The organism is Streptomyces sp. NPDC058955, assembly GCF_042741435.1.
Taxonomy (GTDB): domain Bacteria; phylum Actinomycetota; class Actinomycetes; order Streptomycetales; family Streptomycetaceae; genus Streptomyces.
The window spans coordinates 1-18,001 of record NZ_JBHYKM010000140.1 but is presented as its reverse complement, the minus strand read 5'-3'; the positions used below and the strand labels follow the sequence as shown (position 1 = coordinate 18,001).

The window sequence follows — 18,001 nt, the reverse complement described above, 5'->3', positions numbered from 1 at the left end:
ACCCCCCCCTGCCCGTCTCGCGCTAGAACCCGAGCCCCCCACCCCCGCCCCCCCCCCAGTGGCGGTATGTTCTCGTTTTTTTTTTATCTTACTAGCCACCCTCGACGGAGGTTTCGAGCACGCGCAAGGGAGGAGTGCTCCCGTCTCGGCAAGGAGCGGCACCGCAGCCGGCCTCCCCCAGGGCGGAAACGAAGAGGGCGCCCCGCGCCGAAACTCCGGTGCGGGGCGCCCGTCGGCCTTCTAGTACAGGTTGCCGTACGTCTGGAAGCCGTAGCCGATCTTCACCCGCGAGCCGATCGCGGAGTCGGTGCTGTTGCCCAGGTAGCGGTACAGGTCGCCCGCCGGGGTCACCGCGAGCAGGTCGGCCCGGCCGTCGCCGCTGATGTCGCCCGGCGCCACCAGCTTGCTGTACGCGCCCCAGCCGGCGCCGATCTTCAGCCGGCCCGCGAACGGGGCCGTCGCGGAGCCCGTACCCCGGTACAGGAACAGGTCGCCGGCGCCGTCGCGGGCCAGGACGTCCGCGCGTCCGTCGCCGGTGTAGTCGCCCGCGCCGAGGATCTGGTTGTACGCGTTCCAGCCGGAGCCGACCCGGACGCGGGAGGCGAAGCCCGTACCGGCGCCGTTGCCCCGGTACAGGTACAGGACGCCGGAGGTGTCACGGGCGAGCAGATCCGACTTGCCGTCGCCGGACAGGTCGCCGGGGCCGACGAGGCGGTTGTAGACCTGCCAACCGCCGCCGAGGTCCCGGTCGTTGGAGGTGTTGACCAGGTGCCCCTGGTAGACGTACAGGAGGTCGGGGAGCGTGTTGCCGTCCAGTGCGTAGGAGAGCGTGATGTTCGCGCCCGCCCAGCCGCCGGTGTCGCTCACCTGCTCGCGGGCGGCAAGCTTGCCGTTGTTCAGGCCGCGGTGCCAGAAGAGGGTCCCGGCCTTGTCGCGGGCGACGAACAGGGTCTTGCCGACGGAGGGGACGTTGCCCGCCCCGCCGAACTGCTCCACCTTGTTCCAGGCGGTGCCGGTCTGCGCCCGCGACGTGAACGTTCCGTCGCCGCGGCCGTAGTAGGCCCACAGGGTGCCGTTCAGGTCACGCGCGAACACGTCGACGCGGCCGTCGAGGTTGCGGTCGTCGACCGCGACGATCTGGTTGTAGACCTGCCAGCCGGTGGCGAGCGCCTTGCGCGGCTTGAACGGCGCCAGCTTGTCGCCGGTGCTGCCGTAGAAGTACACCTGGCCGGCCGGGGTACGCGCGAGCAGGTCGCCCCTGCCGTCGCCGTCGTTGTCGCCGAGACCCACCAGCTGGTCGTACGCGCCCCAGCCCGGGCCCACCTTCACACGGCCGGCGAAGGGCGCCGTCAGCGTCCCGGTCGCACGGTAGTAGTACAGGTCGCCGTTGTACTGGCGGGCCATGACGTCGGCCCTGCCGTCGCCGTCGACGTCACCGGGCGAGAACACCTTGTTGTAGACGTTCCAGCCCCAGCCCGTCCACCGCAGCGTGCCGGTGGTGGCGGTGGCGTCCGAGTACAGCCGGAGCGCGCCGGTCGCGGAGACCGAGAGGACCTCGGGCTTGCCCGTGGCGTTCTGGTCGCCGAGCGGGACGAGGTCGAGGTCGGTGGACGTGCCGTCGGTGACGAACTCGACGTGCTCCCCGCCCGAGGACGGCGCCACGAAGGTAAAACCGTTCCGCGTGCGGTGGACGAGGTCGGTCTTGCCGTCGCCGGTCACGTCGAAACGGGGCTTCGAGACTGCCGTCGCCGCGGCGGTACGAGCCGTACCGGCCGCGCCGGCCGTGCCGTCCAGCTCCGGCGCGTCGAGCGTCGGCACCGCCGAGGTCTCGGTCAGCGGCCGCTCCAGAACGGGCCGAGGCGCCGACTCGGCAACGGCGGGCGACGCCAGCAGCATGCCGGCGGAGAGGGCGAGCGCGGTGCACATGGTGACACGGCGAGCACGCCCGGAAAAAGCGGAACCCAAAGATCCCCCTGGGGAACGTGGACGAGGACCGGAACGAGGGGTCCGCAGCACCTCCGCACGCATGGCCATGGAGACGGGCACGTGCGGAGGGCGAACACCCCCCCCGGATGTGTAGGCGGAGTGTACTCACAGGAATGATCAGGAGAACAACGACTTCCGGAATATGTCAGATCCCCTGGCCCCGCACCGGCCTTCCGACCCGAGGCAGCACGGCCCCGGGCCAGTGGGCCCGACGACCGCCTCGTGCGCGCATCACAGCGGTCCCGGAGTTCCTGTCCCCCAGGTGAAGAGCCGCGGCCACGCCGACCTCGAACCCTCGAACCCTCGGACCTCGGACCTCGGACCTCGGACCTCGGACCTCGGACCTCGAACCTGCCAGATGATCACCGAGGGGGATGGCATGCCTTGTCCCGTCGCCTTGCCGTCGTGACAGCGGGCGTCGATTCTGGGGAGGTGTCAGGACAGGGGACGAGGATGCGGCGGCAAGTGGAGGCGCGGCAGCGGCCCGCTGTTCGCACCGCGTCGGACGCGGGCCAGTGGGAAGTGATCGTTGAGACGCCGGACCAGGCCGAGATGCGTACGCGGTTGCGCCGTCTTCGAGAGTCAGGAGTCGACGGGTCCCTGATCCGGATCGACACGCTGTGCGGGCGCCTGGCGCTGCCGACCACCTACCGGCTGAGCCGCTTCGTGACGGACCTCGTGCGAGCGTCCGAGCGCGAGCCCTCTGATCATTGATCTTGGGGCAGGTCGAGGCGGGGGCTGGCGGATGCGACAGGGGAAAGGGTCACGCCCGCGCGTGAGGGCTGGTGTGAAGGGCCCAGCCTCCGGCCAAGGCCCTTCACACCTGCTGAGCGCGCCCCGCAGGGCGCAGCCGTGGCGTCAGCCGACCGAGAGCAGGTCGACCACGAAGACCAGGGTCTCCCCCGGCTTGATGGCCGGAGACGGCGAGCGGTCGCCGTAGGCCAGGTGGGGCGGGATCACCAGCTTGCGGCGGCCGCCGACCTTCATGCCGCGCACGCCCATCTCCCAGCCCTTGATGACCTGTCCTCCACCCAGGGTGAACTCGAAGGCCTGGCCACGGTTCCAGGAGGCGTCGAACTCCTCGCCGGTGGAGTGCGCCACCCCGAGGTAGTGGACCGACACCACGGAACCCTTGGTGGCCTCGGCCCCGTCGCCGACCACCACATCCTCGATGTGCAGATAAGGGGACGGCCGACCCTGGGGGGAATCGATCACCGGTCGCTCAAGGGCCATCGCCCGCTCCTCGCTCTCCTCGCCGTCCGACCTGCCGTCGGCCGACATCACTGGGTGATCACTCTCGCACGACGCCCACCAGAAGCGTGACGGAACCCTCGCCCCACGAACCCGGCGCGCCGCGCAGACCGGTCGAGGCCGCTCGTTGTCCCCGGCCGGCACGAGCCGGGCCCACCGGTCCTGACGACCGCAGGCCGACCTCCCGGTCACCCCCTCGTCCTCCGGCAGGCCATCCCTGCACGGGCGACGGCTCTTTCCCACCACCTCACCTCACCACCACTCGTGCCGCACAGAACGACAGACAGGCACGAGACCAGGAATCAGAACACATGAGGGCCCGTAAGCAGCGTCAGCATGCACGGATCCTTGACCACCAGTCGCCCTCCGGTACCAGCCACTCAGCCCTGGCCAGTCGAGCGGCCGGAGGTTTCATATGATCCCTGACGGGACGGGGTCCGTAGCGCAGTGGTCGTCGCGCCTTCACCGCATGTAGGAGGACGCCGGTTCGAATCCGGTCGGGCCCCGTCCTGTTCCTTGTACGGCAGCTGAGCCAGGGCCTCACCAGCGTCGATTCCGCTGTCCGCCAGGCCCGCAGTTGGTGACCCAGCTCCGCCGCGAGGGCGCCGACGCTCCGGGCCGGGCCGGCCGTGAAAACCTGCCGCTGGAAAACCGGGCGCTGCTGGTCGCCGCCAAATGGCGGATCAACCTGACGCTGCGCCAACTGGCCCCGCTGTTCGGGGTATCGAAGTCGGCCGCCGACCGCGTCATCGACCATCTCGGGCCGAAGCTGGCGCTGCGGCCCCGTAAGCAGTTCGCGACGGACACGGTGCTGATCGTGGTCGGCCGGCCGCTGCCGGGCAACCGCCACGGCTGCCGGGCGCGGGCCGAATCCGGCGCCAAGGTCGCCGCCGGCAGGAGCACCACGATCGCCGACGGCGGTTACCCGGGCAGCGGGCTGGTCACGCCGTACCACCGCCGCAAGGGCGAGGAACCGCCCGACTGGAAACAGGCCCACAACAAGTCCCGCAAGCAGGTGCGCCCCCACATCGAGCACACCTTCGCCCGCATGAAGACCTGCAAGATCCTGCGTGACTGCCGGTACGGGACCCCAGGTACGGGACCCAGGTATCCCGCCGTGTCACCCAGCGGAGCCCTGCGTCAGCTGCGCGTCTCCTCGCCGTGTCCGATAGCGGCTGCATCGGGTATGACGAGCAGTTTGCCGGTGGTGCGCCGGGCCTCCAGATCGCTGTGGGCCTGGGCGGCCTCGGACAAGGCGTAGCGGCCCGTCACGGTGACCTCAAGTGCCTTGGAGCGCACCCACTCGAACACCTCGGCGGCCCGTCGGAGCAGTTCGGACCGGTCGGCGATGAAGTCCCCGAGGCTGGGCCGGATCAGGGTCAGCGAACCGCCGTGGGCGAGCCGGATCGGATCGAACGGCGGCACGGCGCCACTTGCCGCGCCGAAGAGCACGAGATGGCCGCGGGGTCGCAGGCTGGCGAGGCTCGCGTCGAAGGTGTGCGCGCCGACGCCGTCGAAGACGACCGGCAGTCCCTGACCGCCGTTGAGCCGCCTCACCTCGGCCGCGAGATCGTCGACCTCGGAGGAGAGGATCACCTCGGCGGCCCCGGCACGCTTCGCCAGCTCGGCCTTCGCCGTGGTCGACGTCGTGCCGATCACCCTGCCGCCGAGGTGGGTGATGAGCTGGGTCAGAAGCAGCCCCATGCCGCCGGCGGCCGCGTGCACGAGCACCGTGTCGCCTTCCTGAACCGGGTAGGCGTCCTTGACGAGATAGTGCGCGGTCATGCCTTGGAGGAGCACGGCGGCGGCTGTCTCGAAGCCGATGTCGTCGGGCAGCGGGACCAGCCGGGAGGAGTCCACGACGGCCCGCTCGGCATACGTGCCGGGAATCTCCACCCAACCGACCCGGTCCCCCACCGCGACGTCGACGACGCCGGGTCCCACTTCGACGACCGTGCCGGCACCCTCAGCGCCCGGGGTGAAGGGCAGCGGGAGAACGTATCGACCCTCGCGGTGGTAGACGTCGAGGAAGTTGACCCCGGATACGGCGACCTCCACGACCGCCTCGCCCGGACCCGGCCGCGGCTGGTCCACCTCGGCCTCCCCCAGCACCTCGGGACCGCCCACTTCGTACACCTGTATCGCTCGCATGACCCTCCAATGATCGGCTCGTTCCCCACCAACCCCGTTGAGGGGGATCAGATTCCCGGCAAGCGGATCAGCATCAGGGCTGCGGGCCAGGTGGGAGGTGTCGGGCCTTCCGCGTCATCGCCGCACGCGGTGAGGTCGTCGGGTTTCCGACGCAGGGTTTGATGGGCGACGTACGCGTCGCACTGTCCACCCGGCCGTCGACGCCACCCGACGGAGCCCGGCGCCGTACTCGTCCTGGAAGCGGACGAGTACGGCACATGCGAGGTCCGGGTCCGGAGGTCAGATCCTGTCACCCGGCAGCCCCGAAGCTGCCGCTCCACCAGCGGCAACACGCCCGCGTCCACCACCAGTAGCCCCACCTCCGCCTGCCCTTGCGGCCGCACGCCGCGCCAGCGGGTGGCCAGCGCCTTCACCCGACCGCGTGCCGCCCTCCCGGCCTGGGGCTCCCGACCTGGGGAGATGAGCAGGTCCCTGTTATCGTGCGCCGATGTCAACGATCAAGAAGTTTCAAGTGACCTTCGACTGCGCGGAGCCTGCGCGCCTCGCCGCCTTCTGGTGCGAGGTGCTGGGGTACGTCATTCCGGCGGTTCCGGAGGGTTTTGCCACGTGGGAGGAGTACCACCACACGCTGCCGCCCGAGGATGAGATCTACTTCGCGTGCACTGATCCCACGGGTGTGGGCCCGCGCCTGCTCTTCCAGCGGGTTCCCGAGGGCAAGGTCGTGAAGAACCGGGTGCATCTCGATGTGCGGGTCGGCGCGGGGCTCGTGGGTGAGGAGCGTCTGGCCACACTCGAAGCCGAATGCGCACGGCTGATGGCGCTCGGCGGGAAGCACGTGCTGACGCAGCGCGCCGATGGCGTCAACGAGTCGTGCATCACGATGCAGGACATCGAGGGCAACGAGTTCTGCCTCGCCTGATCCCCGTTCTTCTCCAAGACTGCGGGTGGGGAGCCGCCTCCGGCCTTGGGGAACGTCGGGGCGACCGATGTCGGCTGTCCTGACGATCCCCAAGGCCGGTCTGCACGAGGTGGCGCGGGTGCGCGGCGCCTTGCGTCGCGCGGCGCACGCCGTCGTCTCCCGAGCGGCGGTCGTCGCGCAGGATCATTCAGGTCTGCATGTGGCGAAGGCGTGCTCGGCACGGGCGCGAACCCGTTGGTCGCTCTCGTCGTGGGGTTTTCCCGTCGGGCACCTCGCAGCCCACCGTGCCGTGCCGTCGTTCCTGAGCAGCAGGGATGATGCCTCCATGGCGACCGACCTTGAACTCTTCGCGGACTACTTCCAGATCCACGTCCTGGACGAGGAATCCGAAGGTGACTTCGGTGACGTGTGGACCGACCAGACCATCCGTGACGGGCTCGCCGTCACGGAAGATGCCCTGGCCATCGGTACCGCCGTCAACAGCACCGTGGCGGTCGGTGTCCACGTCCTCGCGGACCGGCCGGACGACGACAGCGACGACTTCGACCACGTCGTGGAGGCGAGCTTCCACGCTCCCTCGGGGCGGCTCATCGTGATGGGCTGCACCGACTACCTCGCCGACGCGGCACGTTTCGACGTGCCCGCCGGCTGGACCCGAGCCCGGGCCTCTCGCCGAAACCTCGCCGCAGCAGTCCGCCGGCTCGAATCGTACGAGGGGCCCGAAGCGACCGAAGAGGTCCGGCTTCAGGTCTGGCCCGCTCCGTCTTCCCCGCCGCGCGTCGTCAAGCGATGGACCCAGCCGGAGAGCTAGCCTCCGGGGCGGTGCGGCCGTCAGGTCGCCTGGCGTGTCCGGCTAAGCCTTCCTGGCGGCGGCCGACCTCGCGGCCTGCTCGATCTTCGCGCGGTGGGCCGCGCGGGCTTCCTCGTCGATCGGCGTCTCGTGTTCGGGGCGGAGGCCGGTCCGGCCGTCGAGGCCCTCGCGCAGGATGTCGGCGTGCCCGGCATGCCGGACGGTCTCTCCGAGGACATGTGTCATGACGGCGAACAGGTTCGTATCGGAATACGGCTCCGGCCACCACGGCACGTGGCCGGGGGCGTCGAGGGGAAGCGCGTCGATCGTCGCGTCCGCGTGTTCCCACGTGCGCCGGTAGAACCCGATGATCTGTTCGCGGGTCTCCCCCTCGGCCGCCCACTGGTCGCTGCCGTCGGAGTCCTGCCACCGGCACAGCGGTTCCGGGGAAGGGCGGCCGAAGACCTCGCCGAAGTACCTGGCCTCGACGGTGGCCACGTGCTTGACCAGGCCGAGGAGGTTGGTCCCGGTCGCCGTCAGCGGTCTGCGGGCGTCGTATTCGGACAGGCCGTCGAGTTTCCAAAGCAGCGCCTCGCGGTCCCGCCGCATTCGCCCGTGCAGGGTGTCCTTCGCGAATTCATCGATCATGCGGCATGAGCCTTCCATGGGTGGTTCGTGGTCTCAAGATCCCGTACGCGGTCCCGGTTCGAACGGCCGGCTTGCCGCTCCCGAGGACCCCTCTGCCGGGACGATCTGTCTCTCGGAGAGACCGAGAGGGGGGGTGGCGTATGTGACGGCGTGCCGTCCGCCCGACCTGCGACGGTCACCGCGCGGGAGAGCCACAGGGATGCTGACCGGTGCCGTTCTCCGACTCCGTCGCGGAGTTCGGGGCAGGGACCGGGCGTGCGCGTGGAAGCCAGGTGAGGATCCAGCCGGCGGTCAGCACGGCCGCGCCTCCCGCCAGGGCGATCGCGCCGCCCGTTCCGATGCCTGCGGCCACCGCGCCGAAGCAGACAGGGCCGACGCCCTGCAGCGTCATGCCGCCGGAGCCGAGCAGGCCGAAGGCCTGGCCCTGGCCCTCCTGCGGCAGGGCGTCCAGGAACGGGCGTTGCACGCCGAGGCCGTAGGCGAATCCGAAGCCGCAGAGCAGCAGCAGCCCGGACGAGACGGCCACTCCGGGCCCGGCGGCGAAGCCGACCAGTGGCAGGCCCATCAGCGCGATCAACGGGACCACCAGTCGTTCCCGGGTCGGCGGCCGGAGCAGTCGTCCCACCAGCAGGTCGCCGACCAGCATCCCGACCGGGAGGCAGCCCATCAGGACCGCGTACCAGCCGGGCGCGAAGTGGTGTCCTCCCGCGTAGGCGATGATCAGGCCCTCCGCGCCCGCCACGAACGCGGGCGGCAGCCACTGGGCCAGCATCAGTCGTCGTACCGTGTGTCCGCGCAGCAGCAGGCCGGCACCGTACAGGCTTGTCCGGACGGGGCCTCCATCGCCCCGAGCGTCGTCCGAGGTGCCGCCGGACCCTCCCGGCCGCAGCCGGGGCAGGCGGATGCGGATGGCGAGTGCGCAGCCGAGGTAGAGGACGGCGCTGACCGTGAGCGCCCGGTGCGGTCCGAGTACGGCGACGACCGCGCCGCCCAGCGCCAGGCCGAGCAACTGCGCGGCGGACGCGGCGATGTTGTTCAGTGAGCGGCCCAGCACGTAGGCGTCGCCCTCCAGCCACTGCGCGACCAGCCGACTCGACGCGCCGCTGAACACCGGTGTGGCGAGGGCGACCAGCGCCACGACGCCGAGGCTTGCCGCGATCGGCATCCGGACCAGGGCGAGCAGCAGGGCGGCGGCGCACTCCAAGGCGTAGCCGCCGGCGATGAGTGCGCGGGGCGGCAGTCGGTCGGCGAGTGAGCCCAGCAGCAGCGAGCCCAGCAACTGCGGGAGAAAGCCGATGCCGAAGGCCAGGGCGCTCCACAGCGCGGAGCCGGTGGTGGCGAAGACCAGAACCGAGAACGTGGTGATCCGCAGCGCGTCCGCGGTGATCGCGACGGTACGGGTCGCGAAGAGCAGCCGGAAGCGCGGCTCGGCCAGGACCTCCCGGTAGGTGGCACGGTGGTTGCCTTGCAGGGGTGCGGCGATGGGGGTCATGGCGCCCAGCCTCGACGTACGCCTGCGACCTTCACGAATGATTCGTCGCTGGACGAATCCGAGCGGGCGCCCGGGAGTAGCATGGCGGGGTGCTGCGCTTCGAAGTCCCCCTGGAAGACCTGCTGCGCAGCCGCTTCGCGCTGTCGCCCGCGCTGGACCTCTGTCTGTTGCTGCGCTCGCTCGCCGGCCAAAGCCGGCCGCTGCCGCGCGCCTGGGCCGCCCGGCTCCTGCCCGCCTTCGAGCGGCTTCGCCGCGAGACCGAACTGGACGCCGTCCTCGCACTGCAGGCCCCGCAGGGCGGACCGAACTTCGTCGCCCCGCCCCCGCGCGGCCTCAACCAGACCTGGGCCGACGACCTGGCCGTCATCCGGGCCACGCCGCCGGAAGCGGCCCGCGTCGAGTACGCCGCCACCGCGGCCGGCCCGTCCGCCCGTGATCCCCGCGTACGCGCGGTGCTGGGCTCGCCGGACGCCGTCGCACGGATCGCCGAGGCGATGGACCGGGCGTGGCACGAGCTGCTCGCCGCGGACTGGCCGCAATTGCGCGCGATCTGTGAGCGCGATGTCGTGCACCGGGTGGGTGTGATCGGCGAACACGGATGGGCCACGGCGATCGAGAGCCTGCACCCGGGCGTCGCCTGGCGCGCCGGCGGCATCGAGATCGACTTCTTCCGAGGCGGGACCGTCCGCCTCGCCGGCGACGGGCTCCTGCTGATCCCTTCGGCCATCGTCGGGCATATCGCCGCCCACTTGGAGGACCCCTGGCCGAGGACCTTGGTCTATCGTGCCCGCGGCACCGCCGCCCTCTGGGGCGAACAGGAGACCCTCCCCCAGCCGGATGCGCTGACCGCCCTGGTCGGCCGCGCCCGAGCCCGGCTGCTGGTGGCGCTGGACGCCCCGGCCAGCACCAGCCATCTCGCCCGCAGCCTCGCCATGGCGCCCGGCGCGGTAGGGGACCACCTCGCCATCCTGCGGAACGCGGGGCTGCTCGTCCGCGCCCGGTCGGGACGGTCGGTGCTCTACCGGCGCACCCCGCTCGGCGAGGCACTGGTCGCCGGCTCGGGCTGAGGGCTCAGCAGCCGCCTCTCAACCGGACGTGATGACTGTCAGCGCATTCCGGGTGTGCTCGTACAGCAGCGGTCCCCTCCGCGTGAGCATCGACCGCCGGACCAGCGCCTCGCCGGCGGGGGCTCGGTCTCACGGCCCTCGCGCTCAGGTGGCAGTAGCCCTTCGGCGGTCCACCACACCCCTGGATCCAGCCCGGCACCGACATCGGTACGGGCAACGACAACCACCTACGCGTCCGGATGCTTCGGCAGGGCGAGCCAGTCCGACCAGGAGATCTCACGGCCGAGGAAGCGCGGCTGCTCGAACGGCCAGTCGGCGGCGATCCACTGCGGCACCAGCGCGTCGAGGGCCTGCTCGACCTCGCTGCCCACCAGTTCGTCCACCACCCACCAGGAGATCTCGCCGTCCGCGCCGGCCCTCTCCGGCGGGTCGATGTAGACGCAGCCGAGCAGAGCCGTCTCCGCCGCGTCGAACAGCGCGTAGTTGAAGGACTGGTGCGCGGCGATCTCCTTCTCGTGCCGCAGCAGGTCGGCCTGGTCGGCCTCGTAGGTCATGGTGGCGGCGGGCCAGCCCCAGGCCGGGCCGAAGATGCTCCACAGCCGCTCGCGCGAACCCATCACGGCCGGATAGTCGAGCGGGGTGTCCGCCTCCCGGATCGGCCGCAGGTGGTGGCCACCGCCCGGCAGCGGTATCAGGACGGGGTGGACGAAGTCATCGGGAAGCCAGCGCATGGTGCCCGACCGTAGCAGCGCGCGGCCGTCCGCTCTCCTGGATTCTCCCCGCATACTGCCAGGTCAGGCGCTCGTGCCGTGCAGGGGGCTGCACCATCGGCACCGAGGAGAAGGCGGGTGAGGGCGGGTGAGGGCGGGTGGGGGCGTCGAAAGGACCAAGTCTCGTACGTGTCCGACGACTTGCCGGGGCGCCCGAGCACCCCGGGACTTCGCACGCGCGTGCTATTGATGGGCCTCATGTGGATTACCGGTGTGTTGGTCGCGGTGCTCGTCTTCTTGCTCGTGGTCGTGGCCCCTGCGGTGGTGGGGCGGCGGATGCTGGGGGTGCGGGCCGGGGCGGTGCGGGTCGGGATCGCGGGGGCCTGCGGACTCTTCGTGTCCGGGGGGCTGTTCGGGCCCCGGCTGGAGGAGTCGGGGGACCTCGCGCCGCTGCTGTCCCTGATGGTCGGGGTGGGGATGGTGACCTCGATGGTGGTTCTCGTCGCCCTGGACATCGTGGCGCCCATGGGCAGCGTACGACCGCTCGGGTGGGCGCAGTCGGTGCGGGGGCGGATCGCGCGGGCGCGGCGGTACTCCAGCGTGGTGCGCATCGCCGGCCGGCACGGGCTCGGGCCTTACCTGCGGGGCCGGCGACGCACGCCCGAGGTGCGGCACGAGCTGCTGGCGCGAGAGCTGAGGCAGGCGTTGCAGGCCGGCGGGACCACGTTCGTGAAGCTGGGGCAGTTGATGTCGACCCGGCGGGACCTGCTGCCGGAGGCGTACGTCGAGGAGCTCAGCCTGCTGCAGGACCAGGTGCCGCCCGCGCCGTGGAGCGAGGTCGAGGCCCAGCTGCAGGAGAGCCTGGGAGCGCCGGTACGGGAGGTGTTCGCCGCGTTCGAGCGGGTCCCACTGGCCGCGGCGTCCATCGCGCAGGCGCACGCGGCGGTCCTGCATGACGGCACCGAGGTCGTCGTCAAGGTGCAGCGGCCCGGGATAGCGGAACTCGTGGAACGCGATCTGGACATCGTCGGACGCCTGGCCTCGGCGCTGAGCGACCGTACCGCCTGGGGGCGCGGCCTGGGGCTGCGGGACCTGGCGCAGGGCTTCGCCGTCGCGCTGCGCGAGGAGCTGGACTTCCGTGTGGAGGCCCGCAACATGACCTCGGTGCGTCGGGCCGCCGAGGCCCGTGGCGACGCCGGCGTCACCCTCCCCGTGCTGTACGGGCAGTTCAGCACGGAGCGCGTCCTCGTCATGAGCCGGATCGAGGGCACCTCGCTCGGCAAGGCCGTCCCCGACGACGCGCGGCACGGCACCCGTCTGGCGGAGACCCTGCTCCGCACGCTGCTCGACCAGATCATGCTGGACGGCGTCTTCCACGCCGATCCGCACCCCGGCAACATCCTGCTCCAGCCCGACGGCACCGCCGCCCTGCTCGACTTCGGGTCCGTCGGCCGGATCGACGCCGGGCTGCGCGACGCGATGGGCGGTCTCTTCCTCGCGGTGGACCGGGGCGATCCGCTCGCCCTGCGCGAGGCCCTCCTGGAGATCACCGACCGTCCCGAGGACGTCGACGAACAGCGGCTGCTGCGCGCGCTCGGCCAGTTCAGCGCCCGCCACCTGGGGCGCGGGTCCGCGCCCGACGTGGAGATGTTCGGCGATCTGTTCCGGCTGGTGGCCGACTTCCGGCTGGCGGTTCCGCCGGAGATCGCGGCCGTGTTCCGGGCCCTGGCCACCCTGGAGGGCACGCTGGTCCGGCTCTCCCCCGGGTTCAACATGCTGGAGGCGTCGCGTACGTACGCGTCGGCCCAGCTCACCGACCGGCTGGGCCCGCAGAGCGCCCGTGACACCGCCCGCGACGAGCTGATCGCGCTGCTGCCCGTCCTGCGACGGCTGCCGCGCCGCATCGACCGCCTCGGCGGCGCGCTGGAGGAGGGCCGGCTCGGGGTCAATGTGCGGCTCTTCGCCGACCCCCGCGACCGGCGGGTCGTCGGCGAGCTCGTCGGGCGCGTGGTGCACGCCCTCGTCGGGATCTTCCTCGGGTTCGCGGGCCTCCGGCTCCTGGGCATGGACGGCGGGCCGCGGGTGAGCGAGAGCCTCGGACTGTACGGGCTGATGGGCTTCAACCTCCTGCTGCTTTCCGCCGCGCTCGTCCTGCGTACCGTCTACGTCACCAGCCGCCCCATGGAATGACGCGACGCGCCGGAGTGGGCGGCCGCTGCACCGGCGATGGCGCTGGCACCGCACCTGGGACTGGGCATCGGTGCCGGCAGCGACCCCGAAACCGGCACCGGCACTGCCCGAACCCTTGAGTCTCGCTAAACGGCCCTGTTCCGATCGTGCCTTGATGGCCCGTGCAGCCGCGCGGTTGAGTGGCCGGGACGCGATCCCGACCAGCGGAAACAGGGGAAGCATGATGATGCGGGCGATCGGCCAGGACGTTTTCGGCGGTCCCGAGGTCTTGAAGATCGTCGAGGTCGAGCGGCCTCAGGCGGGGCCTGCCGAGGTGCTCGTACGGGTGGTGGCGGCGGGGGTCAATCCGACCGACTCCTGGCACCGTTCCAGCGGTGGACTGTCAGGTAATGACGGTCCTGTCAGGCTGGGCTGGGACGTGTCGGGCGTGGTGGAGGCCGTCGGAGCGGGGGTCACGACCCTCGCACCCGGCGACGAGGTGTTCGGGATGCCTCGCCATCCGCGGCCCGCGGGTGGCTACGCCGAGTACGTCACCTCACCGGCTCGGCATCTGGTGCACAAGCCGTCCCAGCTCTCCCACACCCAAGCCGCCGCCCTGCCCCTGGCCGGTCTCACCGCGTGGCAGGCGCTGGTCGACACCGCCGACGTCCGCCCGGGCCAGCGCGTGCTGATCCATGCGGCGGCGGGTGGAGTCGGGCATCTGGCCGTCCAGATCGCCAAGGCGCGTGGCGCGTACGTCATCGGCACCGCCCGGTCGGCCAACCACGCGTTCGTCCGCGGTCTGGGCGCCGATGAGGTCGTCGACTACACCCGGACCGACTTCACTTCCTTCGTTCGCGACGTCGACGTCGTCATCGACACGATCGGCGGGGAGTACGGGCCGCGCTCACTGAAGACGCTGCGCCCGGGCGGCCTGGTGGTCTCGCTCGCGTCTCCGGCAGAAGCGGCACTCGCCGACGTGGCGCGGCCGCTCGGGCTGCGCAGCCAGTTCATGATCGTCGAAGCCGATCGCGAAGGACTGCGGCAGCTCGCCTCGCTGATCGAAGCCGGCAGGCTGCGCCCCGAGATCGCCACCAGCCTGCCCTTGGAACGCGCGTCCGAGGCGCACGAGCTGGCCCAGAGCGGCCGGACTCGCGGAAAGATCGTCCTGACCGTGGGGCAGGGCTGATGGCGACCTTCGTCCTGGTCCCCGGCGCCTGGCACGGCGCCTGGACCTTCCAGCCACTGGCCCGAGGACTGCGCGCGCACGGCCACGAGGCCCACGCCCTCACCCTGACCGGCCTCGGCGACCGCAAACACCTGCTCACCGGCACCGTCAACCTCGACACCCACCTGCAGGACGTGCTGAACCTGCTGGAGGACGAGCAGATCACCGACGCCGTCCTGGTCGGCCACAGCTACGGCGGCATGGTCATCACCGGAGTCGCCGACCGGGTCCCCGACCGGGTGAGCGGTCTGGTCTACGTCGACGCCGTGGTGCCCCAGGACGGCGACTCGTGCTGGTCCCTGGTCACCGAACAGGAACGCGCCTGGTACCTCGACGGCACCGGCCGCACCGGTTACTCCAGTGCTCCGCTGCCCTTCTTCGACGCACGGGCCACACCGCACCCCCTGGCGTCCCTGCTCCAGGCCATCCGCCTGCGGACCGACCTGTCGTCGGTCGCCCGCAAGGAGTACATCTACGCGACGGAATGGACCACGCCCTCCCCGTTCGAGCCCCTGTACCTGCGCCTGCTGACCGACCCCTCCTGGCGGGTCCACGCCGTCCACTCGGGCCACAACGTCATGCGCGACGCTCCCGACGAGCTCCTCAACATCCTGATCCAGCACGCGCGTTGAGTCAGCTGCTCAGACGCGGGAGGGAGGAGGGAGGCACGGGGACTGGTAATCGTCCCTGGCGAACGCCGTGTCAGGCGCCGGCACCGGCGTCGGTGTTGGCGTCGGTGTTGGCGCTGACACCGGTGTTGATGCCAGCACCGGCATTGGCGTCGACGGCGGCCTGGACGAACGCGCGGAGGCGAGTGCTGGTGTTGCTCTCCAGCCACACCGGACCCCACTGGACGGGGGCGGCGTCATTGAAGTCCACGTAGGCGACGTCGGGGCGCGGGTAGAACCGCCGGGCGTGCTCGCCGACCGGGAAGACGCCCTCGCCCGCGGCGACCAGGGCCAGGACCTCGGGAAAGGTGGCGGCCGTCGGTCCGCGCGGCACGGACCTGCCCGCAGGGGTGTGCGCGGGAGTGCGCTCGTGGCGCAGTTCTCGGGGCAGGTCGTGCGGCAACTGGATCACGGGCTGCTCGGCGAGGACTTCGATGGATACGGACGCATGTGCCGCCCACGCCGATCCGGCCGGCACGGCCAGAACCCGAGCCTCCGACAGCAGGACCGGCCCGGCCACCGCCTGGGAGACAGGGAGGGCGGTGATGAGGAGGTCCAGCTCACCACGGTGCAACCGCGTCATGGCGTCATGGATCTGGCACTCGTGGATGGTCACCCTGCAGTCGGGATGGCGCCCGGTGAACACCTCAAGGGCCTTGAGGAGCAGCTGGCCGGCCGCTGCCCCCAGGAACCCGGCCCGCAGCAGGCCGGTGGTCCCGCGTGCGCGTTCGACCGCACGGCGGACCGCCTCGTCCATGCCCTGCACCAGCGGCGCCAGATCCGTGGCCAGGTCGCGGCCGAGCGGGGTGAGGCTGACCTGTCGGGTCGTACGCTCGAACAGCGGCGCGCCGATCCGCCGCTCCAGTTTCTTGATCGTCTGGCTGATCCGCCCGGTCGTCAGGCCGAGCTGCTCGGCGACCCGGCCGAAATGCAGCTCCTCCGCCAGAGCCAGGAAGATCTCCACCTCCGCGCGTTCCAGCAGCACTTCCACTCCCCCGAGCCGTCGAATTCCACTGAACCTCCCTGCTCCGACCACGCCGTGCCGACCGGCGCCGCAAGGCGGTCGAGTGGGCGACACGCTATCCCGACCAGCCGAAACGACGGAACCGTGATCGTGCGCGGTCGACTGCGCGGTCGACCGGGACGGCATGGTCCGCGGTGCACGGCCCGGCCGGCCGCCTGAGGTGATCTCCCGCCTGGAGAATCCGGCCAGAACTCCTTGGAGTGCTGCATACGCTGCCCTCATGGCTGATGCGAAGACAACCGCGACCGACTGCGACCGGCCGGTCGAGCTCGTGGTGCCGCCCGCCGACCCCGTGGACGCTCACGGAGACTGGACCACGGCGGAGACGACGATCGGCACGCGGCTTCCCGGCGACTACAAACGGCTCGTCGAGACCTACGGGTGGGGAGAGTTCTGCGATTTCCTCTACCTCCGGACACCGCTCGGTACGAACAAGCACAACGGCCTCGAGTGGCAGAGCGCACACCTCACGGGTGTCCCTGAACGGGATCGCGAGCGCTACCCGTTCCCGCTGCACCCGACTCCTGGCGGGCTGCTCGTCTGGGCCACCACCATGGATGCCGACCGCCTGTGCTGGCTCACCGGCGGGTCCCCTGACGACTGGCCTGTCGTGGTGTGGAGCAACGAAGGCTGGTACGAGACCCATCCCATGGGAGCGGCAGCCTTCATCGAAGGCTGGGCCGGCGGGCACCTCCACACCCGTCTGCTCACGGACATGGAACCGGGCCTGGCACCCTGGTTCAACACCTTCCGCCGCCGCATCCACCGCTGCCTACGCCTGTCGGACGGCCCCCATGACCACCCTGAGCGCCTGCGCCGACTGCGCGAGGCCCTGGCTCCCACCACGGACCGGGGATCGTGGCACTCCGCGTCCGACGAGACGGGACAGAACCACTTCGCGACCGCAGACACCGACTGGCTGCTCACGTACGACGCGGCCCGCCCCCACCAGATACGGATCGGCTTCCCCCCTGAAGACAGCGAACGGGTCCGACAGCGCCTCTTCGCGGCTGCGCAGCTCATGGGGTGTGAGGTTCTCCAGGTCACGACCGCGGCCGGCGGATGTCTGCCGACGTGGGACGCCGCCACGGACGAGGACGCGGACTGACCCGCTCGTCAGCGAACTGAAGCATCAAGCCGCGATCGCGACGATGTGGGTGACATGACTGCACCCCAACGTGGACCCCGCCACCGTCAACGCGCTGGCGACCTGCGAGCGGGTCAAGAAGGGCGAACCGCTCTGCCTGATCGGCGACTCCGGCACCGGCAAGTCCCACCTGCTGATCGTCCTGGGCACCCTGGCCGAGCAGACCGCAGTCGGCTGGGCTCTGCCGAGCACAGATCAGGGCCCGGGGATCGCCAGCGTCAGCGCAAGTCCCGCCCTGGGTCTATGACCCAGTGGTTGGTCTTGAAGACGCGTCCCGCGAAGGCCGTCTCGGCCTGGGAAAGGAGGCGGAACCCGACGGAACGGCAGATGCTGTTCGAAGCTACGTTGTTTGTTGCCGGAAAGGCATGCACCAGGCCCCAGCGGCGCTGGTCCCTGGCCTGTTCCAGCAGGGTGCGGACGGCGCGTTTGCCGAGACCCTGTCCTTGAAATTCAGGCAGAACCATCCAACCGATCTCGGAGATCGGCCCGTCGCCGGTGTCGTGGGACCAGATGGTCACCGTCCCTGCCACCACGTCCGGGCTGATCGCATCAGGAACGATCATCTTGAACCAGGCAAGGTCGTCTGCTGCCTGCCGGGCATCCCTACGGACCTTGTCCGCCATCCCCTCACGCGGGAGAGGCCCACCCAGGTCAGCCGGGCCTTCCCCCGTGATGGTGGACACGCTTCGGTGATCACGCGGCGAGTGTGAGCTTAGCCGCGTGGTGTCGGCGTTCGTATTCGTTGGGGCTG

Annotated in this window: 16 protein-coding genes, 1 tRNA gene and 2 pseudogenes; 11 read left to right on the top strand and 8 right to left on the bottom strand. The window is 70.9% G+C overall.

Features of this window, described 5'->3' with window-relative positions:
* Positions 1-240 precede the first annotated feature (240 nt).
* On the bottom strand, positions 241-1,926 hold the full coding sequence (locus ACFW1I_RS33920) for an FG-GAP repeat domain-containing protein (protein ID WP_384677203.1): 1,686 nt from the start codon (positions 1,924-1,926) through the stop codon (positions 241-243).
* 525 nt (positions 1,927-2,451) lie between these two features.
* Between ACFW1I_RS33920 and ACFW1I_RS33915 the strand changes: the two genes are divergently transcribed.
* On the top strand, positions 2,452-2,700 hold the full coding sequence (locus tag ACFW1I_RS33915) for a hypothetical protein (protein WP_384677201.1): 249 nt from the start codon (positions 2,452-2,454) through the stop codon (positions 2,698-2,700).
* Positions 2,701-2,844: 144 nt separating this feature from the next.
* Here ACFW1I_RS33915 and ACFW1I_RS33910 read toward each other — a convergent pair whose 3' ends face one another.
* Positions 2,845-3,219 (bottom strand): FKBP-type peptidyl-prolyl cis-trans isomerase, encoded by a 375-nt coding sequence (locus ACFW1I_RS33910; protein WP_384677199.1) that lies wholly within the window; start codon positions 3,217-3,219, stop codon positions 2,845-2,847.
* Positions 3,220-3,670: 451 nt separating this feature from the next.
* On the opposite strand from ACFW1I_RS33910, the gene ACFW1I_RS33905 reads away from it, so the two are divergent.
* Together ACFW1I_RS33905 and ACFW1I_RS33900 are read left to right on the top strand one after the other, a co-directional pair.
* Positions 3,671-3,743, top strand: a tRNA-Ala gene (locus tag ACFW1I_RS33905).
* Between the two features lie 68 nt (positions 3,744-3,811).
* A pseudogene (locus ACFW1I_RS33900) lies at positions 3,812-4,318 on the top strand (transposase family protein); the annotation flags it as partial.
* 59 nt (positions 4,319-4,377) lie between these two features.
* Here the strand turns inward: ACFW1I_RS33900 and ACFW1I_RS33895 are convergent.
* The gene (locus ACFW1I_RS33895) at positions 4,378-5,388 is read right to left on the bottom strand and encodes a quinone oxidoreductase family protein (protein WP_384677197.1); all 1,011 of its coding nucleotides are present in this window, start codon (positions 5,386-5,388) and stop codon (positions 4,378-4,380) included.
* Positions 5,389-5,875: 487 nt separating this feature from the next.
* Between ACFW1I_RS33895 and ACFW1I_RS33890 the strand changes: the two genes are divergently transcribed.
* Complete coding sequence (locus tag ACFW1I_RS33890) at positions 5,876-6,307, top strand: VOC family protein (protein WP_384677196.1); 432 nt, start codon at positions 5,876-5,878, stop codon at positions 6,305-6,307.
* A gap of 67 nt (positions 6,308-6,374) precedes the next feature.
* Entirely contained in the window at positions 6,375-7,118 is a 744-nt protein-coding gene (locus ACFW1I_RS33885; RefSeq protein ID WP_384677194.1) for a hypothetical protein, read from the top strand.
* Between the two features lie 42 nt (positions 7,119-7,160).
* On the opposite strand, the gene ACFW1I_RS33880 is transcribed toward ACFW1I_RS33885, so the two are convergent.
* Positions 7,161-7,745: a DinB family protein gene (locus ACFW1I_RS33880; RefSeq protein WP_384677192.1), complete on the bottom strand. Its 585-nt coding sequence runs from the start codon at positions 7,743-7,745 to the stop codon at positions 7,161-7,163.
* Positions 7,746-7,920: 175 nt separating this feature from the next.
* Complete coding sequence (locus tag ACFW1I_RS33875; protein WP_384677190.1) at positions 7,921-9,237, bottom strand: MFS transporter; 1,317 nt, start codon at positions 9,235-9,237, stop codon at positions 7,921-7,923.
* Positions 9,238-9,326: 89 nt separating this feature from the next.
* On the opposite strand from ACFW1I_RS33875, the gene ACFW1I_RS33870 reads away from it, so the two are divergent.
* Positions 9,327-10,304 carry an ArsR/SmtB family transcription factor gene (locus ACFW1I_RS33870; protein ID WP_384677188.1) on the top strand — a complete coding sequence of 326 codons (978 nt, stop codon included), beginning with the start codon at positions 9,327-9,329 and terminating at the stop codon, positions 10,302-10,304.
* A gap of 227 nt (positions 10,305-10,531) precedes the next feature.
* Here the strand turns inward: ACFW1I_RS33870 and ACFW1I_RS33865 are convergent, their stop codons facing one another.
* Positions 10,532-11,035, bottom strand: coding sequence for an N-acetyltransferase (locus ACFW1I_RS33865; RefSeq protein ID WP_384677186.1), 504 nt, complete (start codon positions 11,033-11,035; stop codon positions 10,532-10,534).
* Positions 11,036-11,299: 264 nt separating this feature from the next.
* Here ACFW1I_RS33865 and ACFW1I_RS33860 point away from each other — a divergent pair, with 264 nt between their 5' ends.
* The 3 genes from ACFW1I_RS33860 to ACFW1I_RS33850 all read left to right on the top strand — a co-directional run bounded on the left by ACFW1I_RS33860 (position 11,300) and on the right by ACFW1I_RS33850 (position 15,043).
* Entirely contained in the window at positions 11,300-13,204 is a 1,905-nt protein-coding gene (locus ACFW1I_RS33860) for an ABC1 kinase family protein (RefSeq protein WP_384677184.1), read from the top strand.
* 226 nt (positions 13,205-13,430) lie between these two features.
* Positions 13,431-14,372, top strand: coding sequence for an NADP-dependent oxidoreductase (locus ACFW1I_RS33855; protein WP_384677205.1), 942 nt, complete (start codon positions 13,431-13,433; stop codon positions 14,370-14,372).
* Positions 14,372-15,043: an alpha/beta fold hydrolase gene (locus ACFW1I_RS33850; RefSeq protein ID WP_384677182.1), complete on the top strand. Its 672-nt coding sequence runs from the start codon at positions 14,372-14,374 to the stop codon at positions 15,041-15,043. The genes ACFW1I_RS33855 and ACFW1I_RS33850 overlap by 1 nt, the downstream gene beginning before the upstream one ends.
* 70 nt (positions 15,044-15,113) lie before the next feature.
* On the opposite strand, the gene ACFW1I_RS33845 is transcribed toward ACFW1I_RS33850, so the two are convergent.
* Positions 15,114-16,064 (bottom strand): LysR family transcriptional regulator, encoded by a 951-nt coding sequence (locus ACFW1I_RS33845; protein WP_384677180.1) that lies wholly within the window; start codon positions 16,062-16,064, stop codon positions 15,114-15,116.
* Between the two features lie 259 nt (positions 16,065-16,323).
* On the opposite strand from ACFW1I_RS33845, the gene ACFW1I_RS33840 reads away from it, so the two are divergent.
* Entirely contained in the window at positions 16,324-17,211 is an 888-nt protein-coding gene (locus ACFW1I_RS33840) for an SMI1/KNR4 family protein (protein WP_384677178.1), read from the top strand.
* Between the two features lie 61 nt (positions 17,212-17,272).
* Positions 17,273-17,407: pseudogene (locus ACFW1I_RS33835) on the top strand (ATP-binding protein); the annotation flags it as partial.
* Positions 17,408-17,468: 61 nt separating this feature from the next.
* Here ACFW1I_RS33835 and ACFW1I_RS33830 read toward each other — a convergent pair.
* Complete coding sequence (locus tag ACFW1I_RS33830; protein ID WP_384677176.1) at positions 17,469-17,933, bottom strand: GNAT family N-acetyltransferase; 465 nt, start codon at positions 17,931-17,933, stop codon at positions 17,469-17,471.
* Positions 17,934-18,001: the final 68 nt, after the last annotated feature.

Excerpts from the sequence above, each read along its gene's own strand:
- ACFW1I_RS33920 (WP_384677203.1), bottom strand. The coding sequence starts at position 1,926 with ATGTGCACCGCGCTCGCCCTCTCCGCCGGCATGCTGCTGGCGTCGCCC.
- ACFW1I_RS33910 (WP_384677199.1), bottom strand. The coding sequence starts at position 3,219 with ATGGCCCTTGAGCGACCGGTGATCGATTCCCCCCAGGGTCGGCCGTCC.
- ACFW1I_RS33895 (WP_384677197.1), bottom strand. The coding sequence starts at position 5,388 with ATGCGAGCGATACAGGTGTACGAAGTGGGCGGTCCCGAGGTGCTGGGG.
- ACFW1I_RS33890 (WP_384677196.1), top strand. The coding sequence starts at position 5,876 with ATGTCAACGATCAAGAAGTTTCAAGTGACCTTCGACTGCGCGGAGCCT.
- ACFW1I_RS33885 (WP_384677194.1), top strand. The coding sequence starts at position 6,375 with ATGTCGGCTGTCCTGACGATCCCCAAGGCCGGTCTGCACGAGGTGGCG.
- ACFW1I_RS33880 (WP_384677192.1), bottom strand. The coding sequence starts at position 7,745 with ATGATCGATGAATTCGCGAAGGACACCCTGCACGGGCGAATGCGGCGG.
- ACFW1I_RS33875 (WP_384677190.1), bottom strand. The coding sequence starts at position 9,237 with ATGACCCCCATCGCCGCACCCCTGCAAGGCAACCACCGTGCCACCTAC.
- ACFW1I_RS33865 (WP_384677186.1), bottom strand. The coding sequence starts at position 11,035 with ATGCGCTGGCTTCCCGATGACTTCGTCCACCCCGTCCTGATACCGCTG.
- ACFW1I_RS33855 (WP_384677205.1), top strand. The coding sequence starts at position 13,431 with ATGCGGGCGATCGGCCAGGACGTTTTCGGCGGTCCCGAGGTCTTGAAG.
- ACFW1I_RS33850 (WP_384677182.1), top strand. The coding sequence starts at position 14,372 with ATGGCGACCTTCGTCCTGGTCCCCGGCGCCTGGCACGGCGCCTGGACC.
- ACFW1I_RS33840 (WP_384677178.1), top strand. The coding sequence starts at position 16,324 with ATGGCTGATGCGAAGACAACCGCGACCGACTGCGACCGGCCGGTCGAG.